We start from the raw sequence: 16,055 nt of genomic DNA, 5'->3' as shown, positions 1-16,055 counted from the left end.
CCCACGGCCGTCGGAGCGGGCCGACCGCGGGTCAGTCCTGGTCACCTCCGTGCGAGGCCGTCTTGGAATAGCCGTCGTGCCAGGCCGCCTTCGCCCCCGAGTCGCCGATGCGGTAGACGTCCACGACGGCGCCCGCGGCCACGACGAGCGAGAGCACCGCGGCCGTGATCCGCAGGAGCGTGGCGGGTCGGCGGGTTCCGTCCGGGGCCCGGGACGCGGAGCGCCCGAGCGCCCACCAGACGACGAACGCCAGGACGAACAGGCCCCCGACCCAGGGAAGAAGGCCGTCACCGAGCTCGGCGTGACGGCGCACCAGCGCGTCACTTTCGACGTGCCTCTCCAGCCATTCACCCGCGTTCGTGGCGAGCGGCACGCTCGCGAGTGTGACCAGGGCGAGCAGCGGCAGCACGACACCCAGGCGTTGGGCCGCCTTGGGCCATATCGCACAGAGCACGAGAGCCAGCGCGGTCAGGGGAACGAGAACAATCACGAAATGCACCAGCAGTACGTGCGCGGGCAGGCCGTTGACCAGGCTCATCGACAACTCCTTGTGAGCGGTGGGTAGTCACGGTGTTGATCAGCCGCGTCAGCCTGGCACAGGAATTTCTCAGCTTCTTCTGAGAACCGCACCGCCGGTCCCGGCGCTCGTGATCCGATTGCGCGGCGGCCGGGGAGATCACTGGTGTTCGGCCGCCGTGTGCGAGACCAGGAGGAGTTCGTCGCCGGGGCGCAGCCGTTCCGCCGGGTCCGGCACGGTCGGCTGTCCGTCGCGGACGATGGTGGCGACGACCGTCCCCTCGGGCAGTACGACGTCGCCGAGGGCGCGGCCTCTGGTCCGGGACCGTTCCGTGATCACCGTCTCGATGACCTCGACCCCGGCCTTGCTGAGCCGCAGCAGGGCCACGGTGTCGGTGGCACCGGTGGCTTCCTCGATGAGGGAGATCAGCGGGGTGGCTGCCGGGACGGCGACGTCGACGCCCCAACGTTCGTCGAACAGCCAGTCGTTGTCGGAGTCGTTGACGCGGGCGGCCACGCGGGGCACGGAGAACTGTCGTTTGGCGAGGAGGCTGATGACGAGGTTGTCCTCGTCGTCGCCGGTGGTGGCGATGACGAGGTCGGCGGTCAGGGCGCCAGAGTGTTCCAGAAGGGCCGGTTCGCAGGCGTCCCCCGCGACGAGCCGTGCCGGGACGCGCCCCTCCAGTTCGGCCAGGCGGTCGTCGTCGTTGTCGATCAGTGTGACCTCGTTGCGGGCGGCGGAGAGCACCTGGGCGATCTGGGTGCCGAGTCGTCCCGCGCCGGCGATGAGCACGTTCACGTTCCCAGCTCCTTGTCGAGGAAGCCGCGCAGTCTGCCGAGCGCGGTCGCGGCGACGGCGAAGGTGACCAGGTCGCCCGCCTGCGCGGACGTGCCGTGCGCGGGGATGAGGGAGCGGCCCGCGCGAGTGACCTCGACGACGCGGATCTCTCCGTCGACGTCGAACTCGGTCAGCCGCCGGCCGATGAGGTAGGCGGGCACCTCCGAGCGGACGAGCAGGGTGTCGCCGTTGCCGAAGCTGAGTTCGGGGCTGAGGTGGCGGTGCAGCAGCATCTGATGGAGCTGGTGGACGGTCCAGCGGACGCTGGCGATGGTGGGGATGCCGAGGTCGCGGTAGATGTCGGCGCGCCGTGGGTCGTAGATGCGGGCGAGGACGATCGGCACACGGTAGGTGTCCTTCGCCGTGCGCGCGCTGACGATGTTGCTGTTGTCGCCGGAGGTGACGGCGACGAAGGCGTCCGCGTGTTCGATCCCGGCGGACCGCAGGACGGCGCGGCTGAAGCCGTTGCCCTCGTGGAAGCGGATGCGGGGGCTGTCGGGCAACCGCCGGGCGGCCGCGGGGAGCCGGTCGACGACCTGCACATCGTGCCCTTCGGAGGCGAGCAGACCGGCGAGTTCGGCACCCACCCGTCCACAGCCGACGACGATCACTTTCACCGTGGGGCTCCTTTCCGGCGCGCCTCGCGTCGGCGCAGCCACGCCTTGCGTATCTCGTCCGCGAGCAGAGGCAGGGTGCCGAGCGCGGTCAGGACGGCCCAGTCGGCGGCATCGAGCGGGGCGGTGCCGAAGACGGCCTGAAGCGGGGGCAGATAGCTGATCGCGGCCATGAGGGCGACGCCGAAGCCGCCCGCGGCGAGCAGGGCCGGATTGGACAGCAGGCCCACCTTCAGGATGCTCTGCCGGTCGGTGCGCACGGCGAGCGCGTTGAAGAACTGGCTGAGCACGATCCCCCCTGGACCATGGTGATCGCCTCCCGGTAGACGGGCGTGTCCCTGGTGAATTCGTCGAACGGGATTCCCGAGGCCACGATGTGCCAGAAGAAGACGGCGGTGACGCAGGCGGCCTGGATGCCGCCGAGGAACAGGATCCGTCCCATCACGGCGGCCGAGAACAGCCGTTCCCGGCGGGAGCGCGGCGGGCGCTCCATCACGTCGGGCTCGGGCGGCTCGGCGCCCAGGGCCAGGGCGGGCAGCACATCGGAGCCCAGGTCGATCGCCAGGATCTGCACCGCGCTGATGGGCACCAGCGGGAAACCGGCGAAGGTCGCCGCCAGGATCGGGACCAGCTCTCCGATGTTGTGGCTGAAGAGGTAGACGAGGAACTTGCGGATGTTCTGGTAGACGGCGCGTCCGAGCCGTACCGCCGCCGCGATGGAGGCGAACGAGTCGTCCAGCAGGACCATCGAGGCCGCCTCGGCGGCGCCGGGCCGGCCTCCGCCCATGCCGCCCTGAGCAGCGCCGAGGACACCTGTGGGGCAGGATGCTCAGCTCTCTGGCTGCCGGGCCGTCACGGCAGCATTCTGTTCACGGTAGTACGAGCGCCAGATCAACCGGTGCACTCGCGTCCAGCGCGGGATGGACCGCACACCGGGGATGAAGGGGACCAGCACCAGACCCAGGCTGAGCAGAGCCATCAGGCCCCAGATCAGCGCGTCGGCGTTGCCGGACGACTTGAAGGGGTCGATCTGATACCAGAACGTATAGAGCCATAGCCACGCCTGACCCGGGTAGTTTCCGGTCTCGTTCATCATTCCCCACTGGTCGCCGGCCAGGTGCTCGGCGCGGGCCAGGGACTCCAGGTAGGAACCGTCGGAGAGGAAGAGCAGAGCACGGGTGTAGTCGGTCTGGTAGAACTTGCCCTCGGCCTGCAACTGCCCTTCCAGGGCACCGGATCTGGCCAGGTCGAGAAGGCGTGCGGTCAGGACAGGGACTGGGCCGTAGTCGCCCTTGGCGACCTTGGCCGGGTTGCCACCGGGAGACTTGGCCAGTGCGTCGGAGTAGGCCTTGGTCCACGCCTCGTGCTGGGAGACCGAGGCAGCGGCCCAGGCAGCGAGGGCCGCTCTGACGCCGGGCGGTTCGGGGGCGTCGGCCAGAGGGCGGAGTACGAAGTCGTTGGCGGTGTCCACCGGGATACGGACCCCGGCGGCGCTCTGCAGCCCGACCGGGCCCAGCTTCTGCGCCGCGCCGGGCGTGTGGTTGTACGGCGGCCCGTACTCGGCCGTTCCGCTGGTGCCGCCGAGTTCGGCCACGGCGGTTGTCGTGAAGTCCGGTCCGGCTGCCCGCGACCAAGAGGCCAAGGTCACCGGTTTGACGTCGGGCGACGAGAAGACAGCGGCCAGACCGGCGGTGAGTAGCGCGACCACCACCAGGGCGATCGTGAACTCCTTGACCAGGTCGTACGGTCGGGTGGGGAAGGCGGCAGGCTCCGGCACCGTGGACTTCCGAGATCGTCGGCCCATCATGGCGTCTCCCCCGTTGAGGGCACGGGCGAGGCTGTGTCACTGTCCGCGGGATCGGTTGCCCCGATGGGCGGCACGATTCCGCGCCACCGGACCAGCAGGACATGCCAGGCGGTCAGCAGACCGAGGACGAACGGGAGCGGCACGATGTGCCACATCAACATCTGCCCGAAGTCAAGCACGTTGAAGAACGCGCCGATACCGACCGAGTTGAGCCCGTCCTTGGCCTGTCCGGCGATCCACTGCGAGTCGAAGTTCTGCTGGACCAGATAACCGGTGAAGGCGGTGCCGATCGAGATGAGGAAACACACCACGCCGGTGACCCATGTCAGTGCCCGCCGACCGCGCCAGGCGGCCATGAAGAACTTGCCCCACAGATGGATGACCATGAAGAACATGAACAGCTCGACGCTCCACAGATGCAGGCTGTTCACGTACTTCCCGGTCGCCGAGATGTGCCACCAGGCGGGCCCCTTCAGCGCGAGCACTCCGCCGGTGACGAGCGCCACGATCAGCGAGGCCACGGTGAGTACGCCGAAGACATAGATCCACGAGGCCATGTATGCCGGCTGGGTGCCCGGCAACAGCTTGTCCGGGGGCAGGGCCGCGACCGCCCGCCGCCGCACCGCTCCGGTCCAGCCGCCCCCAGCCGACACGCTCTTGTACGGCCCGATGGCCCCGCCGCCCTCACCCGGACTGTTCATCTGCGGCCTCCTGGGAAGGGCAGCAGCAGGGCGGCGACGAAGACAACCACCATCAGGCCGATGACCACGAGGTTCGCGACGGACAACTGGATGACACCCCAGTGCACATAGCGCCCGGGACCGTTCAGATCGATGGGCGCGGCGAGCGCACGACCGCCCGACAGCACGAGTCCCGTGATTGTCATGATCTCTCTGCCCATCCCTCTCCTCGCGGCCTATGACAAGTGAAGTGCCTCGTAGAGTTCTGGGCATCCGGGCCCGCCCGGACCATAGGCTGAAAGGCCTAATGGGGACACTCTGCGATGCGGTCGCTCTATGAGCTTTCACCGCACTCTGGATTTCTTCGGCCAGGAGAGTGCCGAAAATGCGGCCTCCGGCGTGGGGTTCGCCAGGATCCGCCGCTCTTCGATGGTCTTCGACGATGTGCGGTTGACTGATCACGTGGGGCTGGGACCAGCGTCTATTCCACACACGCTGCTCAACTGCTCGTTGGACCCAGGCCTACCATCGGTTTCCTCCGCTTCTGATCACGAAATTGATGTGAGTTGGAAGCGACGGGCGGGCTACTCGTCCGTGACGTCAGGCGCAGGATCGATGCTCCTCGGGCAGGACGCGCCCTCCGTCTCGATGTTGCCGTAGACCGTTCCGAGGATTCACGACGCGGGACGAGGCCGGGTCGTAGGAGATGACCTATCCAGCCCGCCGGCCAGCGATGTTATTGCTGCGTGAACAACGCTTGACCGATCCCACAGCAGGGGCAGGAATCCCTGGCGAAGCGGGTGGATGCTGCCCGTCACGGGTCGTGGTGTGCCGGACATGCGCTGCGGCTTGTCCCAGCCGCTCTGGCAAGGACTGCCGGCGGAGGTAGGGCTCTCGCGGATGTCAGTGGTGCTCGGCGATGTCTCGGGCGGCCTCGCGAGCGGTTCGGCCGACGCCGATGAGAGTGGCAGAGGCGGGGCCGGTCCAGTCTCCGTAGCCGAGCAGGTGCAGGCGCGGTTCGTCCACCGCGCGCGTGCCGTCGGTCGGGATGTGGCCACGCCGTGCGCGGAGTCGGAGTGGTGCGAGGTGGGCGAGGGCGGGGCGGAAGCCGGTGCACCAGATGACCGCGTCGGCCTCGGCGCCGGTGCCGTCCGCCCACTCGATGCCGCCGGGGACGAGGCGGGTGAACATCGGGTTCGCTTTCAGAAGGCCCTGGTCGCGGGCTTGGCGCACGGGTGGGACGGCGACGATGTCGCCGAGCGAGGTCGGCGGCGATCTGGGCGCCGGAGTTGCCCCCGCCCACCACGACCACCTTCTGGCCGGCGAAGTCCTGCGGGCCTCTGTACTCGACTGTGTGGAGCTGGCGGCCGCCGAAGTCTGCGCGGCCGGGGACGGCCAGGAGGAAGGGGCGCCACCAGGTGCCGGTCGCGCTGATCACGGCGCGGGAGTGCCAGGTGCCGGAGTCGGTCTCCACGCGCAGGTGGCGGCCGTCGTGGTGGACCCCCAGGACGCGAACCGGGCGCTCGACCTGCAACTCCTAGCGCTTCTCGTAGTCGGCGAGGTAGTCCACGACGTGCTGTGCGTCGGGGTACTCCTGCCCGGCCTGTGGCGGCATGAGCCGGCCGGGCAGCGAGGAGTAGGCGGCCGGGGAGAAGAGGTGCAGGGAGTCCCAGGTGCGCTGCCAGGCCCCGCCCGCCGTGGTCTGGGCGTCGAGGATGACGAAGTCGAGGCCCAGGCGGCGCAGGTGGTATCCGGCGGCGAGCCCGGACTGGCCGCCGCCGATCACCACCACCTGCACCGTGTGCGTCACCCGTCGGTGTCCCGCCCGGATGCGAAGACGAGGGCCATCAGCGCCAGGCCGATCACGCCGCCGACGATCTGCATGCCGATGAACCCTGCCACCGAGCCGGGCGCGATGCCCGCGAACGTGTCGGTGAAGGCGCGGCCGATGGTCACGGCCGGGTTGGCGAAGGACGTGGAGGAGGTGAACCAGTAGGCGGCGCCGATGTAGGAGGCGACGGCCACGGGGGCGAAGCGCAGCTGGTCGGTGCGGGCCAGGCCGAAGATCAGCAGGATCAGCCCGGCTGTCGCGACCACCTCACCCAGCAGCAGATGGCCTGCCGAGCGGTCGTGGGTCGACCATTCCACCAGCGGCTTGCCGAACATCGCGTCCGCCAGGATCGCGCCCGCGATCGCGCCCGCGATCTGCGCGGGCACATACGCCGCGGCCTCGCGGATCGTCACGCCCGGGCCGCCGCGCCGGCCCGTCCACCACTCGGCCAGCGTGACCACCGGGTTGAAGTGCGCGCCGGAGACGGGTCCGAGCAGGAGGATCAGCACGCCGAGGCCGAAGACCGTGGCCATCGAGTTGGCCAGCAGCTGCAGGCCGACATCCTTCGTCAGTTCGGTGGCCTGGATGCCGGAGCCCACCACGACGGCCACGAGGGCCGCGGTGCCGAGCAGCTCGGCGGCCGCCCGGGCGGCCAGCGGCCTGCGCGGCGGGGTGGCGCCCGGGGCGGGCTGTGGCTCAGATGCCGGCACCGGTGACCCGGCAGCGGCCTCGTGCGTGGCGGTCAACAAAGACTCCTTATGGCGGTCGCCGGAGGCGACAGGTCAGGGGCAGGACCGCTTGTTGTCGGCGGCGGTGCGGGCGGACTCAGCCAGCTCGGCGAACTGGCCGGCGAGCGAGGCGATGACGTCCGCGCGCAGCTTGTAGTAGATGAACCGGCCGCACGGCTCCGTCTCCACGACCCCTGCCTCGCGCAGCACCTTCATGTGGTTGGAGAGATTGGTCTGCTTGGCACCGGTCTCCTCCACGAGATGGGTGGTGCACAGCGTCTCTTTGGCGAGCAGGGTGACGATCTGGAGCCTGAGCGGGTCGGCCAGAACCCGGATCAGATCAGTGTCGACTGACGTCAGCATGCACTGATACTCTCACATCAGTGGTGACTGACACCACTGGGCGCTGACATGTTTGTGCCCTCTTCTGCCGCCCTGCACGGGCGAGACCCAGAGAGACGTTTCGATGTCCGACAAGCCCTCCGTGCTCTTCGTCTGTGTCCACAACGCCGGCCGTTCCCAGATGGCCGCCGCGTGGCTGACCCACCTGGCCGGGGACCGCGTCGAGGTCCGCTCCGCCGGGTCCAACCCGGGCGACCAGGTCAACCCCGCCGCCGTCGCCGCCATGGCCGAGGTGGGCATCGACATCTCCGCCGAGACCCCGAAGATGCTCACGGTGGACGCGGTCAAGGAATCCGATGTCTGCATCACCATGGGCAGCGGCGACACCTGCCCCGTCTTCCCCGGCAAGCGCTACCTCGACTGGCAGCTCGAGGACCCGGCCGGCCAGGGCGTGGAAGCCGTACGCCCGATCCGCGACGAGATCAAGGTGCTGATCGAGGGCCTGATCAAGGAGATCGCTCCGGAGCCACAGGCATGAGCGCGGGCGAGGTGCGCGACGTCATCGTCATCGGCTCCGGCCCCGCCGGCTACACCGCCGCCCTCTACACAGCCCGCGCCGAGCTCAGGCCGCTCGTCTTCGGCGGTGCGGTCTTCGTCGGCGGGTCGCTGACCACCACGACCGAGGTCGAGAACTTCCCCGGCTTCCCCGACGGCATCGACGGCCCGGACCTGATGGCCGGTATGCGGGCCCAGGCCGAGCGGTTCGGTGCCGAGATCGTCGAGGACGACATCGTCTCCGTCGACCTGACCGGCCCGGTCAAGGAGGTCACCGACACCGGGGGCGCGGTCCACCGTGCCAAGACGGTGATCGTGGCCACCGGCTCCGGCTACCGCAAGCTCGGCCTGCCCGGTGAGGACGGCCTGTCCGGCCGGGGCGTGTCCTGGTGCGCCACCTGCGACGGCTTCTTCTTCCGCGACCGCGACATCGCCGTCGTGGGCGGCGGCGACACCGCGATGGAAGAAGCCACCTTCCTCACCCGCTTCGCCCGCTCCGTCACCGTGATCCACCGACGTTCCACCCTGCGTGCCTCGCAGGTGATGCGGAACCGGGCGTTCGCCGACGACAAGATCTCCTTCGCCTTCGACACCGAGGTCGCCGAGATCAAGGAGGACAACGGCATGCTCGCCGGCGTCGTCCTGCGCGACGTCTTCACCGGCAAGACCCGTGACCTGGACGTCACCGGCCTGTTCATCGCGATCGGTCACGACCCGCGCACCGAACTGTTCACGGGACAGCTGGACCTGGACGACGAGGGCTACCTCAAGGTCGCCGCGCCCTCCACGCGCACCAACGTCCCCGGCGTCTTCGCCGCGGGGGACGTGGTCGACCACACCTACCGGCAAGCCATCACCGCCGCCGCCAGCGGCTGCCAGGCCGCGCTCGACGCCGAGCGCTACCTCGCCGCCCTCAATGACCCCGACGCGGTCGACGAACCCGTCGCAGCCGCCGTCTGACCAACGCTGGAGCATCGCTCATGGCACTCAAGAACGTCACCGAGGACTCCTTCGTTCAGGACGTCCTGAACAGCGACAAGCCGGTACTCGTCGACTTCTGGGCGGCCTGGTGCGGCCCCTGCCGCCAGATCGCCCCCTCCCTGGAGGCGATCGCCGCCGAGCACGGCGACAAGATCGAGATCGTCAAGCTCAACATCGACGAGAACCCGGCCGTCGCCGCCCGCTACGGCGTGATGTCCATCCCGACGATGAACCTCTACAAGGGCGGCGAGGTCGTGCAGACCATCGTCGGCGCCAAGCCGAAGGCCGCCCTGGAACGCGAACTCGCCGACCACCTCGCCTGACGCCACATCGCCGGGATGCCCTGGGGCATCCCGGCGATGTCGCAGCACGACCACCTCGCACGGAGGTTCCCGGTGGCCCGCAAACGCATCGTCACCATCGGCGGCAGCGACGCCGGCATCAGCGCGGCCCTGCGTGCCCGTGAGCTGGATCCCGACAGCGACGTCACCGTCGTGGCGGCCGACGCCTACCCGAACTACTCCGTCTGCGGCATCCCCTACTACGTCTCCGGCGAAGTCGGCCACTGGAGCGACCTGGCCCACCGCACCCTCGCGGACCTGCAGTCCACCGGCATGCGGGTACGCACCGACACCCGTGCCACCGCCATCGACGTGGCCCGCAGACGCCTCGCCGTACGCGACGCCGACGGCCGCGGCGAGGAACTGCGCTACGACGCCCTGATCGTGGCCACCGGCGCGGTCAGCGTCCGTCCTCCCATCACGGGGCTGGAGGGACCAGATGCGCTGGGCCCGGCCGACGGCGTCCACCTGCTGCACAGCATGGGCGACACCTTCCCGATCATGCAGACGCTCCTCGCCCGCCGCCCCACCTCGGCGGTCGTCATCGGCGCCGGCTATATCGGCCTGGAGATGGCCGAGGCCCTGACCACCCGCGGCCTAGCCGTCACCCAGATCGAAGCCCTCCCCGAAGTCCTGCCGGCCCTCGACCCGCAGCTCGGCGCCCTCGTCCGCGCCGAACTCGAAGAACACGGCGTCGAGGTCATCACCAACACCCAGGTCTCCGCCATCACCCGCGCCGCCAAGGACGGCAGCCTCACAGTCCGGGCCGCGGCCAAGGACGGACGGTCTGTGACCCGCCGTGCCGACATCGTGCTGGTCGTCGCCGGTGTACGGCCCGACACCACCCTCGCGGCCAATGCCGGGGCCCGGCTCGGCGCCAAAGGCGCCATCGAGGTCGACGCGTACATGCGCACCTCGCTGCCCGGCGTGTTCGCCGCCGGGGACTGCGCCATCACCCATCACCGCCTACTCGGCAGGACCTGGCTGCCACTGGGAACGACCGCCCACAAGCAGGGCCGGACCGCGGGCGAGAACGCCCTCGGCGGCATCCGCTGGTTCTCCGGCAGCCTCGGCACCCAGGTCGTCAAGGTCTTCGACCTCGTCGCCGCCCGAACCGGCCTGCGCGACCACGAAGCCGAAGCCGCACAACGGCGCTGGACCCCGGCCACCACCGCCAGCCGGCCCGACGACCACAAGGCGTACTACCCCGGCGCCACCCCGATCTCGATCCGCGTCACCGGCGACACCTCCAGCGGCCTGCTGCTCGGCGCCCAGCTCGTCGGACGACGCGGCGCGGAAATCTCCAAGCGCGTCGACACATACGCCACCGCCCTCTTCCACGCCATGACCGTCGACGGCCTCAGCGACCTCGACCTCTCCTACACCCCGCCTCTCGGCTCTCCCTGGGACGCCGTCCAGATCGCGGCACAGGCATGGATGAACGAACACCACCTCGCCGTACAGCGCCGCATGCTCGGCGGTGTCCTGTGACCGCAGGCAGGGCTGGTCAGACGGCGACGGGCGCCGCGGCCGCCGCATCACCCGACAGCTCCAGGATCTCCCGTATGCGTCGCAGCCCGTCACGGTTGACGGAGTACCACGCCCACGTGCCGCGCCGGTCACGGTCCAGGAGCCCGGCCTCCGTCATGACCTTCAGGTGATGACTGACGGTGGGCTGGCGCAGCCCCAGGCACTCCGTCAGGTCGCACACGCACGCCTCGCCCTTGGGGGCCCGCTCGATGAGGCGGAATATCTGCAGCCGGGTCGGGTCGGCGATGGCCTTCAGCATGGCGGCGAGCCGTTCCGCCTCTTCGCGGTCGATCAGCAGGCAGGACAGGCCCGACGTGCACGCCTCCGGCTGATCCGACACCAGTTCATCCTCCGCGCCATGCGTTGAGACAGCCATCTCTTGACGATAAGCGGGGGTCCGAGCGTTCCCCTACCGTTCGAAGGCCCTCCGTCCCGCTTGTTCACCCAGGGTTCGCCGACGGCCCCGTCCCGGCGGGCGGCCGCCGGGACGGCGAGGAGGACACGTTCCTGGCGTGAGCCTGCTGACCCACAGGGTGATGAGCTGGCCCGTCAGGAGAGCCGCAAGGCGACCCACGCCAGACCGACAGTGCCCCCTGTCCGGATTTTCGCGGCCGTCGGCCGCAGACACGCGTGCGCAATGTTGGCGCAGAGAACACGTCAGCAGACGTTCTCGCACGCGTCGCCGCCCACCCGCAATAAGTAGGTGAGCATCTATGTATCAACGTGGTGGGGCTCCACCGCCCGCCTGGCACGGCGATGAGCTCGAGCCTTCACCTGCGGGTCGTCCGAGGGGGCATGAGTGGATCATCGGCGCAGAAATCGCATGCGGCCGGCAGGGGTGGTTGCGGGAGTCACGGCTACCGCCTTAGCGGTCGCGGGCGCGGTGTATGTCGGGGCTTTCTACGGCGGCAAGGACGGATCCGGCGGGCCAGCCGCACAGGCTGCGGCCCGTGACCCCCGGATCCACTGCGCGGCCAACGGCCAGGAACCGGGCTCCGGTTCCACGGCTCAGCAGAACGCCATGTCGTACTGGATCACAGACTTCGAACGGTCCTGCTCCCACGTGCAGATCGCCTACAACCCGGTGGGTTCCACCGCCGGAGTGGCCCAGTTCCTGCGCGGAGCCACCGCGTTCGGCGGGACCGACAGCCCCGTCAAGCCAGAGGACGCCACACCGGCGCCCGGTGTGTGCCCGGGCGGCAGAGTCATCAACCTGCCGATGGTCGGCGGCCCCATAGCGATCGGCTACAACCTCCCCGGCGTGGACGATCTCGTGCTGGACGCCAAGACCCTGGCCAAGATCTTCGACTTGAAGATCACGACGTGGGACGACCCCGCCATCCGGCATCTGAACCCCCGCGCCCAGCTGCCCTCGCTGCCCATCCAGCCGGTGCACCGCGCCGACGGCTCGGGAACCAGCCAGAACTTCCAGGCGTATCTCGCGGGAGCCGTCCCCGGCTTCTGGGTGCACCCGGCGGAAAAAGCATGGCAAGGACGAGGGGGCAACGCCGCCGACGGATCAGACGGCGTCGCGTCCACCGTGACATCCACCGTCGGTGCGATCGGCTATTTCGAGCTGTCCTTCGCCAGCAGGCTCCACATCGCGACCGTCCGCATCGACACCGGAGCCTCCGCTCCCGTGGCAGCGACCACGAAGTCCGCGTCGGCAGGTATCGCCGCCGCGAAGACGGTCGGCAAGAACAAGGACCTGACCTTGAAGTTCGACTACCAGACCTCTGCCGACGGCACGTACCCGATCGTCCTGGTCACCTACGAGAGCGTGTGTGACAAGGGCAACCAGAAGGAAACCCTGCCCGCGCTGAAGTCGTTCCTGTCCTACGCGGCAGGGGAAGCCGGCCAGGAGAAGCTCCCCGACGTCCACTACGCACCGCTGCCCGCCGGCGTCGCCTCGCACGTGCGAGAAGTCATCCGCACACTGTCCTGATTGTCGTCACCGAGGCACGGCTCGCAGGAGTCGCACCCTCTTGCGAGCCGCCTCACACCTCCGACCGAGACAGAACCGCCATGGCGGGGCAGAGCCACATGTCCACGGACGGTCTCGCGCCCGCAATCGACCTTCGCCGTCGGCATTGACGAAGGGAGATAACTCAATGAAGATTGAGTCAATGAACACTGAGTGGTCTGAAGCGGTGCTGGCGCGAGCACAGAAGCACGCGGCGCTGGGGGACCCCGCCCGTCTCGCGATCGTCGACCGGCTCCTGCTGGGCGACGCCTCACCCGGCGAACTCGGCCAGGAACTCGGCCTGCCCAGCAACCTCCTCTCCCACCACCTCAAATTCCTCGACCAGGCCGGCCTGATCGAACGCTCCCGTTCCGAAGGGGACCGGCGCCGCACCTACCTGCACCTGTGCGTGGAAGCCCTGGCCGACACCCTGCCCACGCCCTTGCGGACGGCACCCCGCGTGGTCTTCGTCTGCACCCACAACTCCGCCCGCTCCCACCTCGCCGCAGCCCTGTGGAAGCGCCACAGCACCGTGCCTGCCACCTCGGCCGGAACTCAGCCCGCCCCACAGATTCACCCCCGCGCCGTCGCCGCCGCCCGCGCACACGGCCTCTCCTTGACCCCGGCCCGCACCGCCCACATCGACGACACTCTGCGCCCCGACGACCTGGTCGTGGCCGTCTGCGACAACGCCCACGAACAACTCGGCACCCAGGCCCCCGACCGACTGCACTGGTCGGTCCCCGACCCCACCCGCACCGGCACCGACGACGCCTTCGCCGACGCCCTGAGTGATCTGGCCGGCCGCATCGACCGGCTCGCACCCGCCGTCCACCCGCCAGGAGGCAGCGATGACTGACACCGTGCCCGCCCAGCCCCGCAACCTGAGCATCGACCAGCAACTCGGCCTGCGCACCGCGGCCGCACGCCTGCGCCGCCATTTCGACGGCACCTTCGGCGAAGAGACCATCGAGCGCTTCCTCACCTCCAGCTACGACCAGTTCGCCAGCGGAAGCACCATCCCCAACTACCTTCCGCTCCTGGCCGAACGCTTCGCCCGCCAGCGCCTCCATGCCCTGGCCAAGGTCGAAGGCCTCGTCACCGACGGCAAGCCGGTCGTGCTCTTCCTCTGCGTTCACAACGCCGGACGCAGCCAGATGGCCATGGGCTTCTTCCAGCACCTCGCCGGCGACCAAGCCATCGCCTGGTCCGGCGGCTCCGAGCCCGGCAACGAGATCAACCCGGCCGCAATCGCCACGATGAACGAACGCGGCATCGACATCTCCCGTGAGTTCACCAAACCGTGGACCGACGAGATCGTCCGCGCCGCCGACGTCGTCGTCACCATGGGCTGCGGAGACGCTTGCCCCGTCTTCCCCGGCAAGCGCTACCTCGACTGGACCCTCGACGACCCCGCCGGCAAGACCCCCGCCGACGTCCGCCCCATCCGCGACGAGATCGAACGCCGTGTCCGCGGCCTCCTCGACGACCTCGGTGTCCCGGCACAGCACTGACCGCGCCCCAGAGTGCTGAGGTTGAACGACTGCCCGTGACCTCGGCCGAACGACCCTTACCTTGGTCAAGTCGGCGATCTTCCGGCCGCCGGAGGAAGGTGGATCTCTTGGACGCCGTACCGGTGGATCGTCAGGCGATCCACGCGGAACTGGAACGGGCCCGCACGACCTTCCACCGACTCCTCAATGGCGCCACCGACGCCGACCTTCACCGGCGCACCGACGGCACCCGGTGGAGCAACGGGCAGATGTTGTTCCACATGCTGTTCGGCTACATCCTGATCCGGCCGCTGCTGGCACTGCTGCGAGGCTTCGGCCGGCTGCCGCCCGGCGCCGGCCGGGCCTTCGCCCGGGTCCTGAACGCCGGGACCAAGCCGTTCGACCTCATCAACTACCTCGGCCCGCTCGGCGGCGCCAGAGTTCTTGGCCGACGTCGGATGGGGACGGCGTTCGACCGCGTGATCGCCTGGCTGCACCACCGTCTTGATAGCGAGTCGGAGACCGACCTCACGCTCGCCATGCACTACCCGACCCGCTGGGATCCGTTCTTCAAGGACGTCATGACCATCGCGGACCTCTACCGGTACCCGACCCAGCACTTCGACTTCCACCGCCAGCAGCTCACCCTGCCCGACGAACGGTGAGGACGGCGCCCCTTGATCGTGCCGCCGTGTCACGCCGAGCCGGCTTCTCTGACGTGCTGTTTCTGCGTCGGTCAGGCCGCGGCTGGCGTGATGGTCAGCAGCTTGCCCATCGCCGCGAGCACGGACGGTTCGACCCGGTAGTACACCCATGTTCCTCGCCGCTCCGAGGTCAGCAGGCCGGCGTCCTTGAGCTTCTTGAGGTGGTGGGAGACGGTCGGCTGGGAGACACCGACGTCGGAGATGTCGCACACGCAGGCCTCGCCGCCCTCGTGGGAGGCGACCGCTGAGAACAGCCGAAGCCGGACCGGATCGCCCAGGGCCTTGAACATGCGCGCGGCCGTTTCGGCCTCCTCCGCGGTGAACGGGCGCTCGGTGAGCGGGGGGCAGCACGCCGTCACGGCATCGGACGCCTCAGGCTCGAGCAGGGGCAGCACCTTCGTATTCGACATGCATCTATGTTGACACATGTCGAACCAAGCTGGCGAGGGTCGGCCCGGCGTCCGTGGGCGCGGGGCGAGCGACCGGCGATGCCGCGCGCCGCTCCTTGCAGGTTCGATGGATGTCTATGTTGACGGGTGTCTAATCAGGTGCCATGCTTGCGATGCAGGACATCGACAAACGTCGAAGCAAAGGGGAATCTCGTGAACGCGTCCACCGCCGACAATCTGCCCGTCGTGGTCATCGGAGCCGGCCCCGTCGGCCTGGCCGCCGCCGCCCACCTCGTCGAGCGCGGACTCGAACCGCTGGTGCTGGAAGCCGGACCGAGTGCCGGCACCGCCGTCCGCGACTGGGCGCACGTGCGGCTGTTCTCCCCGTGGGCCGAGGTCATCGACCCCGCCGCCGAGAAGCTCCTGGCCCCGACCGGCTGGCCGCGCCCCGACGGCGCTGTCTACCCCATCGGCGGCGACTGGGCGGAGAAGTACCTGCAGCCGCTCGCCGAAGTCCTCGGCGACAAGGTCCGCTACGGCGCCACCGTCTCCGGCGTCGCCCGCACCGGGCGCGACCGCATCGTCGACGCCGGACGCGACGAGCAGCCCTTCACCGTCCACATCGAGCTCGCCAACGGCCGCGAGGAGTGTCAATGGCCTTGAAGTGCTCCCCGTAGGCGGCCAGGGTTTCGCCCCACTGGCGGCCTGCGAGATCTCCCCAACGGCGGCCAGTTATCTCCCCG

At 69.3% G+C, this 16,055-nt stretch carries 20 protein-coding genes and 2 pseudogenes; 9 read left to right on the top strand and 13 right to left on the bottom strand.

The window, feature by feature from the left end:
• Positions 1 to 31: 31 nt before the first annotated feature.
• The 11 genes and pseudogenes from ACFYR3_RS43375 to ACFYR3_RS43325 form a co-directional block, all read right to left on the bottom strand.
• Positions 32 to 538 (bottom strand): DUF2231 domain-containing protein, encoded by a 507-nt coding sequence (locus tag ACFYR3_RS43375; RefSeq protein WP_389287835.1) that lies wholly within the window; start codon positions 536 to 538, stop codon positions 32 to 34.
• A gap of 138 nt (positions 539 to 676) precedes the next feature.
• On the bottom strand, positions 677 to 1,315 hold the full coding sequence (locus ACFYR3_RS43370; RefSeq protein ID WP_389287833.1) for a potassium channel family protein: 639 nt from the start codon (positions 1,313 to 1,315) through the stop codon (positions 677 to 679).
• Positions 1,312 to 1,971, bottom strand: coding sequence for a potassium channel family protein (locus ACFYR3_RS43365; RefSeq protein WP_389287831.1), 660 nt, complete (start codon positions 1,969 to 1,971; stop codon positions 1,312 to 1,314). The genes ACFYR3_RS43370 and ACFYR3_RS43365 overlap by 4 nt, the downstream gene beginning before the upstream one ends.
• The gene (locus ACFYR3_RS43360) at positions 1,968 to 2,258 is read right to left on the bottom strand and encodes a cation transporting ATPase C-terminal domain-containing protein (RefSeq protein ID WP_389287830.1); all 291 of its coding nucleotides are present in this window, start codon (positions 2,256 to 2,258) and stop codon (positions 1,968 to 1,970) included. The genes ACFYR3_RS43365 and ACFYR3_RS43360 overlap by 4 nt, the downstream gene beginning before the upstream one ends.
• Positions 2,201 to 2,755 (bottom strand): cation transporting ATPase C-terminal domain-containing protein, encoded by a 555-nt coding sequence (locus ACFYR3_RS43355; protein ID WP_389287828.1) that lies wholly within the window; start codon positions 2,753 to 2,755, stop codon positions 2,201 to 2,203. Before ACFYR3_RS43355 ends, ACFYR3_RS43360 begins: the two co-directional genes overlap by 58 nt.
• A 42-nt stretch (positions 2,756 to 2,797) precedes the next feature.
• Positions 2,798 to 3,745 carry a hypothetical protein gene (locus ACFYR3_RS43350; protein WP_389287826.1) on the bottom strand — a complete coding sequence of 316 codons (948 nt, stop codon included), beginning with the start codon at positions 3,743 to 3,745 and terminating at the stop codon, positions 2,798 to 2,800.
• Between the two features lie 26 nt (positions 3,746 to 3,771).
• Positions 3,772 to 4,476 carry a cytochrome b N-terminal domain-containing protein gene (locus ACFYR3_RS43345; RefSeq protein ID WP_389287824.1) on the bottom strand — a complete coding sequence of 235 codons (705 nt, stop codon included), beginning with the start codon at positions 4,474 to 4,476 and terminating at the stop codon, positions 3,772 to 3,774.
• The gene (locus ACFYR3_RS43340; RefSeq protein WP_355838903.1) at positions 4,473 to 4,676 is read right to left on the bottom strand and encodes a hypothetical protein; all 204 of its coding nucleotides are present in this window, start codon (positions 4,674 to 4,676) and stop codon (positions 4,473 to 4,475) included. Before ACFYR3_RS43340 ends, ACFYR3_RS43345 begins: the two co-directional genes overlap by 4 nt.
• A gap of 682 nt (positions 4,677 to 5,358) precedes the next feature.
• A pseudogene (locus ACFYR3_RS43335) lies at positions 5,359 to 6,265 on the bottom strand (FAD-dependent oxidoreductase).
• Positions 6,262 to 7,032 (bottom strand): aquaporin, encoded by a 771-nt coding sequence (locus ACFYR3_RS43330; RefSeq protein ID WP_389287822.1) that lies wholly within the window; start codon positions 7,030 to 7,032, stop codon positions 6,262 to 6,264. Before ACFYR3_RS43330 ends, ACFYR3_RS43335 begins: the two are co-directional and overlap by 4 nt.
• 36 nt (positions 7,033 to 7,068) lie before the next feature.
• A complete protein-coding gene (locus ACFYR3_RS43325) occupies positions 7,069 to 7,377 on the bottom strand; it encodes an ArsR/SmtB family transcription factor (protein WP_389287820.1) in 309 nt (102 codons plus the stop codon).
• 103 nt (positions 7,378 to 7,480) lie between these two features.
• Between ACFYR3_RS43325 and ACFYR3_RS43320 the strand changes: the two genes are divergently transcribed.
• From ACFYR3_RS43320 to ACFYR3_RS43305, 4 genes are all read left to right on the top strand, one after another.
• Positions 7,481 to 7,894 (top strand): arsenate reductase ArsC, encoded by a 414-nt coding sequence (locus tag ACFYR3_RS43320; RefSeq protein ID WP_389287818.1) that lies wholly within the window; start codon positions 7,481 to 7,483, stop codon positions 7,892 to 7,894.
• Positions 7,891 to 8,871, top strand: a complete 981-nt coding sequence (gene trxB / locus ACFYR3_RS43315; RefSeq protein ID WP_389287817.1) for a thioredoxin-disulfide reductase — start codon at positions 7,891 to 7,893, stop codon at positions 8,869 to 8,871. The genes ACFYR3_RS43320 and trxB overlap by 4 nt, the downstream gene beginning before the upstream one ends.
• A 20-nt stretch (positions 8,872 to 8,891) precedes the next feature.
• Positions 8,892 to 9,215: a thioredoxin gene (gene trxA, locus ACFYR3_RS43310; RefSeq protein ID WP_389287815.1), complete on the top strand. Its 324-nt coding sequence runs from the start codon at positions 8,892 to 8,894 to the stop codon at positions 9,213 to 9,215.
• Between the two features lie 72 nt (positions 9,216 to 9,287).
• Positions 9,288 to 10,724, top strand: a complete 1,437-nt coding sequence (locus ACFYR3_RS43305) for an FAD-dependent oxidoreductase (RefSeq protein WP_389287813.1) — start codon at positions 9,288 to 9,290, stop codon at positions 10,722 to 10,724.
• A gap of 16 nt (positions 10,725 to 10,740) precedes the next feature.
• On the opposite strand, the gene ACFYR3_RS43300 is transcribed toward ACFYR3_RS43305, so the two are convergent.
• The gene (locus tag ACFYR3_RS43300; protein ID WP_389287811.1) at positions 10,741 to 11,139 is read right to left on the bottom strand and encodes an ArsR/SmtB family transcription factor; all 399 of its coding nucleotides are present in this window, start codon (positions 11,137 to 11,139) and stop codon (positions 10,741 to 10,743) included.
• Between the two features lie 507 nt (positions 11,140 to 11,646).
• Between ACFYR3_RS43300 and pstS the strand changes: the two genes are divergently transcribed.
• The 4 genes from pstS to ACFYR3_RS43280 all read left to right on the top strand — a co-directional run bounded on the left by pstS (position 11,647) and on the right by ACFYR3_RS43280 (position 14,884).
• Positions 11,647 to 12,708, top strand: a complete 1,062-nt coding sequence (gene pstS / locus ACFYR3_RS43295; protein ID WP_389287809.1) for a phosphate ABC transporter substrate-binding protein PstS — start codon at positions 11,647 to 11,649, stop codon at positions 12,706 to 12,708.
• Between the two features lie 181 nt (positions 12,709 to 12,889).
• Positions 12,890 to 13,585: an ArsR family transcriptional regulator gene (locus ACFYR3_RS43290; RefSeq protein ID WP_389287807.1), complete on the top strand. Its 696-nt coding sequence runs from the start codon at positions 12,890 to 12,892 to the stop codon at positions 13,583 to 13,585.
• The gene (locus tag ACFYR3_RS43285) at positions 13,578 to 14,240 is read left to right on the top strand and encodes an arsenate reductase ArsC (RefSeq protein ID WP_389287805.1); all 663 of its coding nucleotides are present in this window, start codon (positions 13,578 to 13,580) and stop codon (positions 14,238 to 14,240) included. Before ACFYR3_RS43290 ends, ACFYR3_RS43285 begins: the two co-directional genes overlap by 8 nt.
• Positions 14,241 to 14,347: 107 nt before the next feature.
• Positions 14,348 to 14,884 (top strand): DinB family protein, encoded by a 537-nt coding sequence (locus ACFYR3_RS43280; RefSeq protein WP_389287803.1) that lies wholly within the window; start codon positions 14,348 to 14,350, stop codon positions 14,882 to 14,884.
• 71 nt (positions 14,885 to 14,955) lie between these two features.
• On the opposite strand, the gene ACFYR3_RS43275 is transcribed toward ACFYR3_RS43280, so the two are convergent.
• Complete coding sequence (locus ACFYR3_RS43275; RefSeq protein WP_389287801.1) at positions 14,956 to 15,333, bottom strand: ArsR/SmtB family transcription factor; 378 nt, start codon at positions 15,331 to 15,333, stop codon at positions 14,956 to 14,958.
• A 192-nt stretch (positions 15,334 to 15,525) separates the two neighbouring features.
• Here ACFYR3_RS43275 and ACFYR3_RS43270 point away from each other — a divergent pair.
• Positions 15,526 to 15,960 (top strand): annotated as a pseudogene (locus ACFYR3_RS43270) (FAD-dependent oxidoreductase); the annotation flags it as partial.
• Positions 15,961 to 16,055 lie beyond the last annotated feature (95 nt).

The sequence above is a fragment of the Streptomyces sp. NPDC005784 genome (genome assembly GCF_042871525.1).
Taxonomy (GTDB): Bacteria; Actinomycetota; Actinomycetes; order Streptomycetales; family Streptomycetaceae; genus Streptomyces.
This window is presented reverse-complemented; position numbering and strand designations above follow the sequence as displayed.

Bases quoted from the DNA above. Each gene is read 5' to 3' on its own strand.
- ACFYR3_RS43375 (WP_389287835.1), bottom strand. From the start codon at position 538: ATGAGCCTGGTCAACGGCCTGCCCGCGCACGTACTGCTGGTGCATTTC.
- ACFYR3_RS43355 (WP_389287828.1), bottom strand. From the start codon at position 2,755: ATGGGCGGAGGCCGGCCCGGCGCCGCCGAGGCGGCCTCGATGGTCCTG.
- ACFYR3_RS43345 (WP_389287824.1), bottom strand. From the start codon at position 4,476: ATGAACAGTCCGGGTGAGGGCGGCGGGGCCATCGGGCCGTACAAGAGC.
- ACFYR3_RS43340 (WP_355838903.1), bottom strand. From the start codon at position 4,676: ATGGGCAGAGAGATCATGACAATCACGGGACTCGTGCTGTCGGGCGGT.
- ACFYR3_RS43325 (WP_389287820.1), bottom strand. From the start codon at position 7,377: ATGCTGACGTCAGTCGACACTGATCTGATCCGGGTTCTGGCCGACCCG.
- ACFYR3_RS43320 (WP_389287818.1), top strand. From the start codon at position 7,481: ATGTCCGACAAGCCCTCCGTGCTCTTCGTCTGTGTCCACAACGCCGGC.
- trxB (WP_389287817.1), top strand. From the start codon at position 7,891: ATGAGCGCGGGCGAGGTGCGCGACGTCATCGTCATCGGCTCCGGCCCC.
- trxA (WP_389287815.1), top strand. From the start codon at position 8,892: ATGGCACTCAAGAACGTCACCGAGGACTCCTTCGTTCAGGACGTCCTG.
- ACFYR3_RS43300 (WP_389287811.1), bottom strand. From the start codon at position 11,139: ATGGCTGTCTCAACGCATGGCGCGGAGGATGAACTGGTGTCGGATCAG.
- ACFYR3_RS43290 (WP_389287807.1), top strand. From the start codon at position 12,890: ATGAACACTGAGTGGTCTGAAGCGGTGCTGGCGCGAGCACAGAAGCAC.
- ACFYR3_RS43285 (WP_389287805.1), top strand. From the start codon at position 13,578: ATGACTGACACCGTGCCCGCCCAGCCCCGCAACCTGAGCATCGACCAG.
- ACFYR3_RS43275 (WP_389287801.1), bottom strand. From the start codon at position 15,333: ATGTCGAATACGAAGGTGCTGCCCCTGCTCGAGCCTGAGGCGTCCGAT.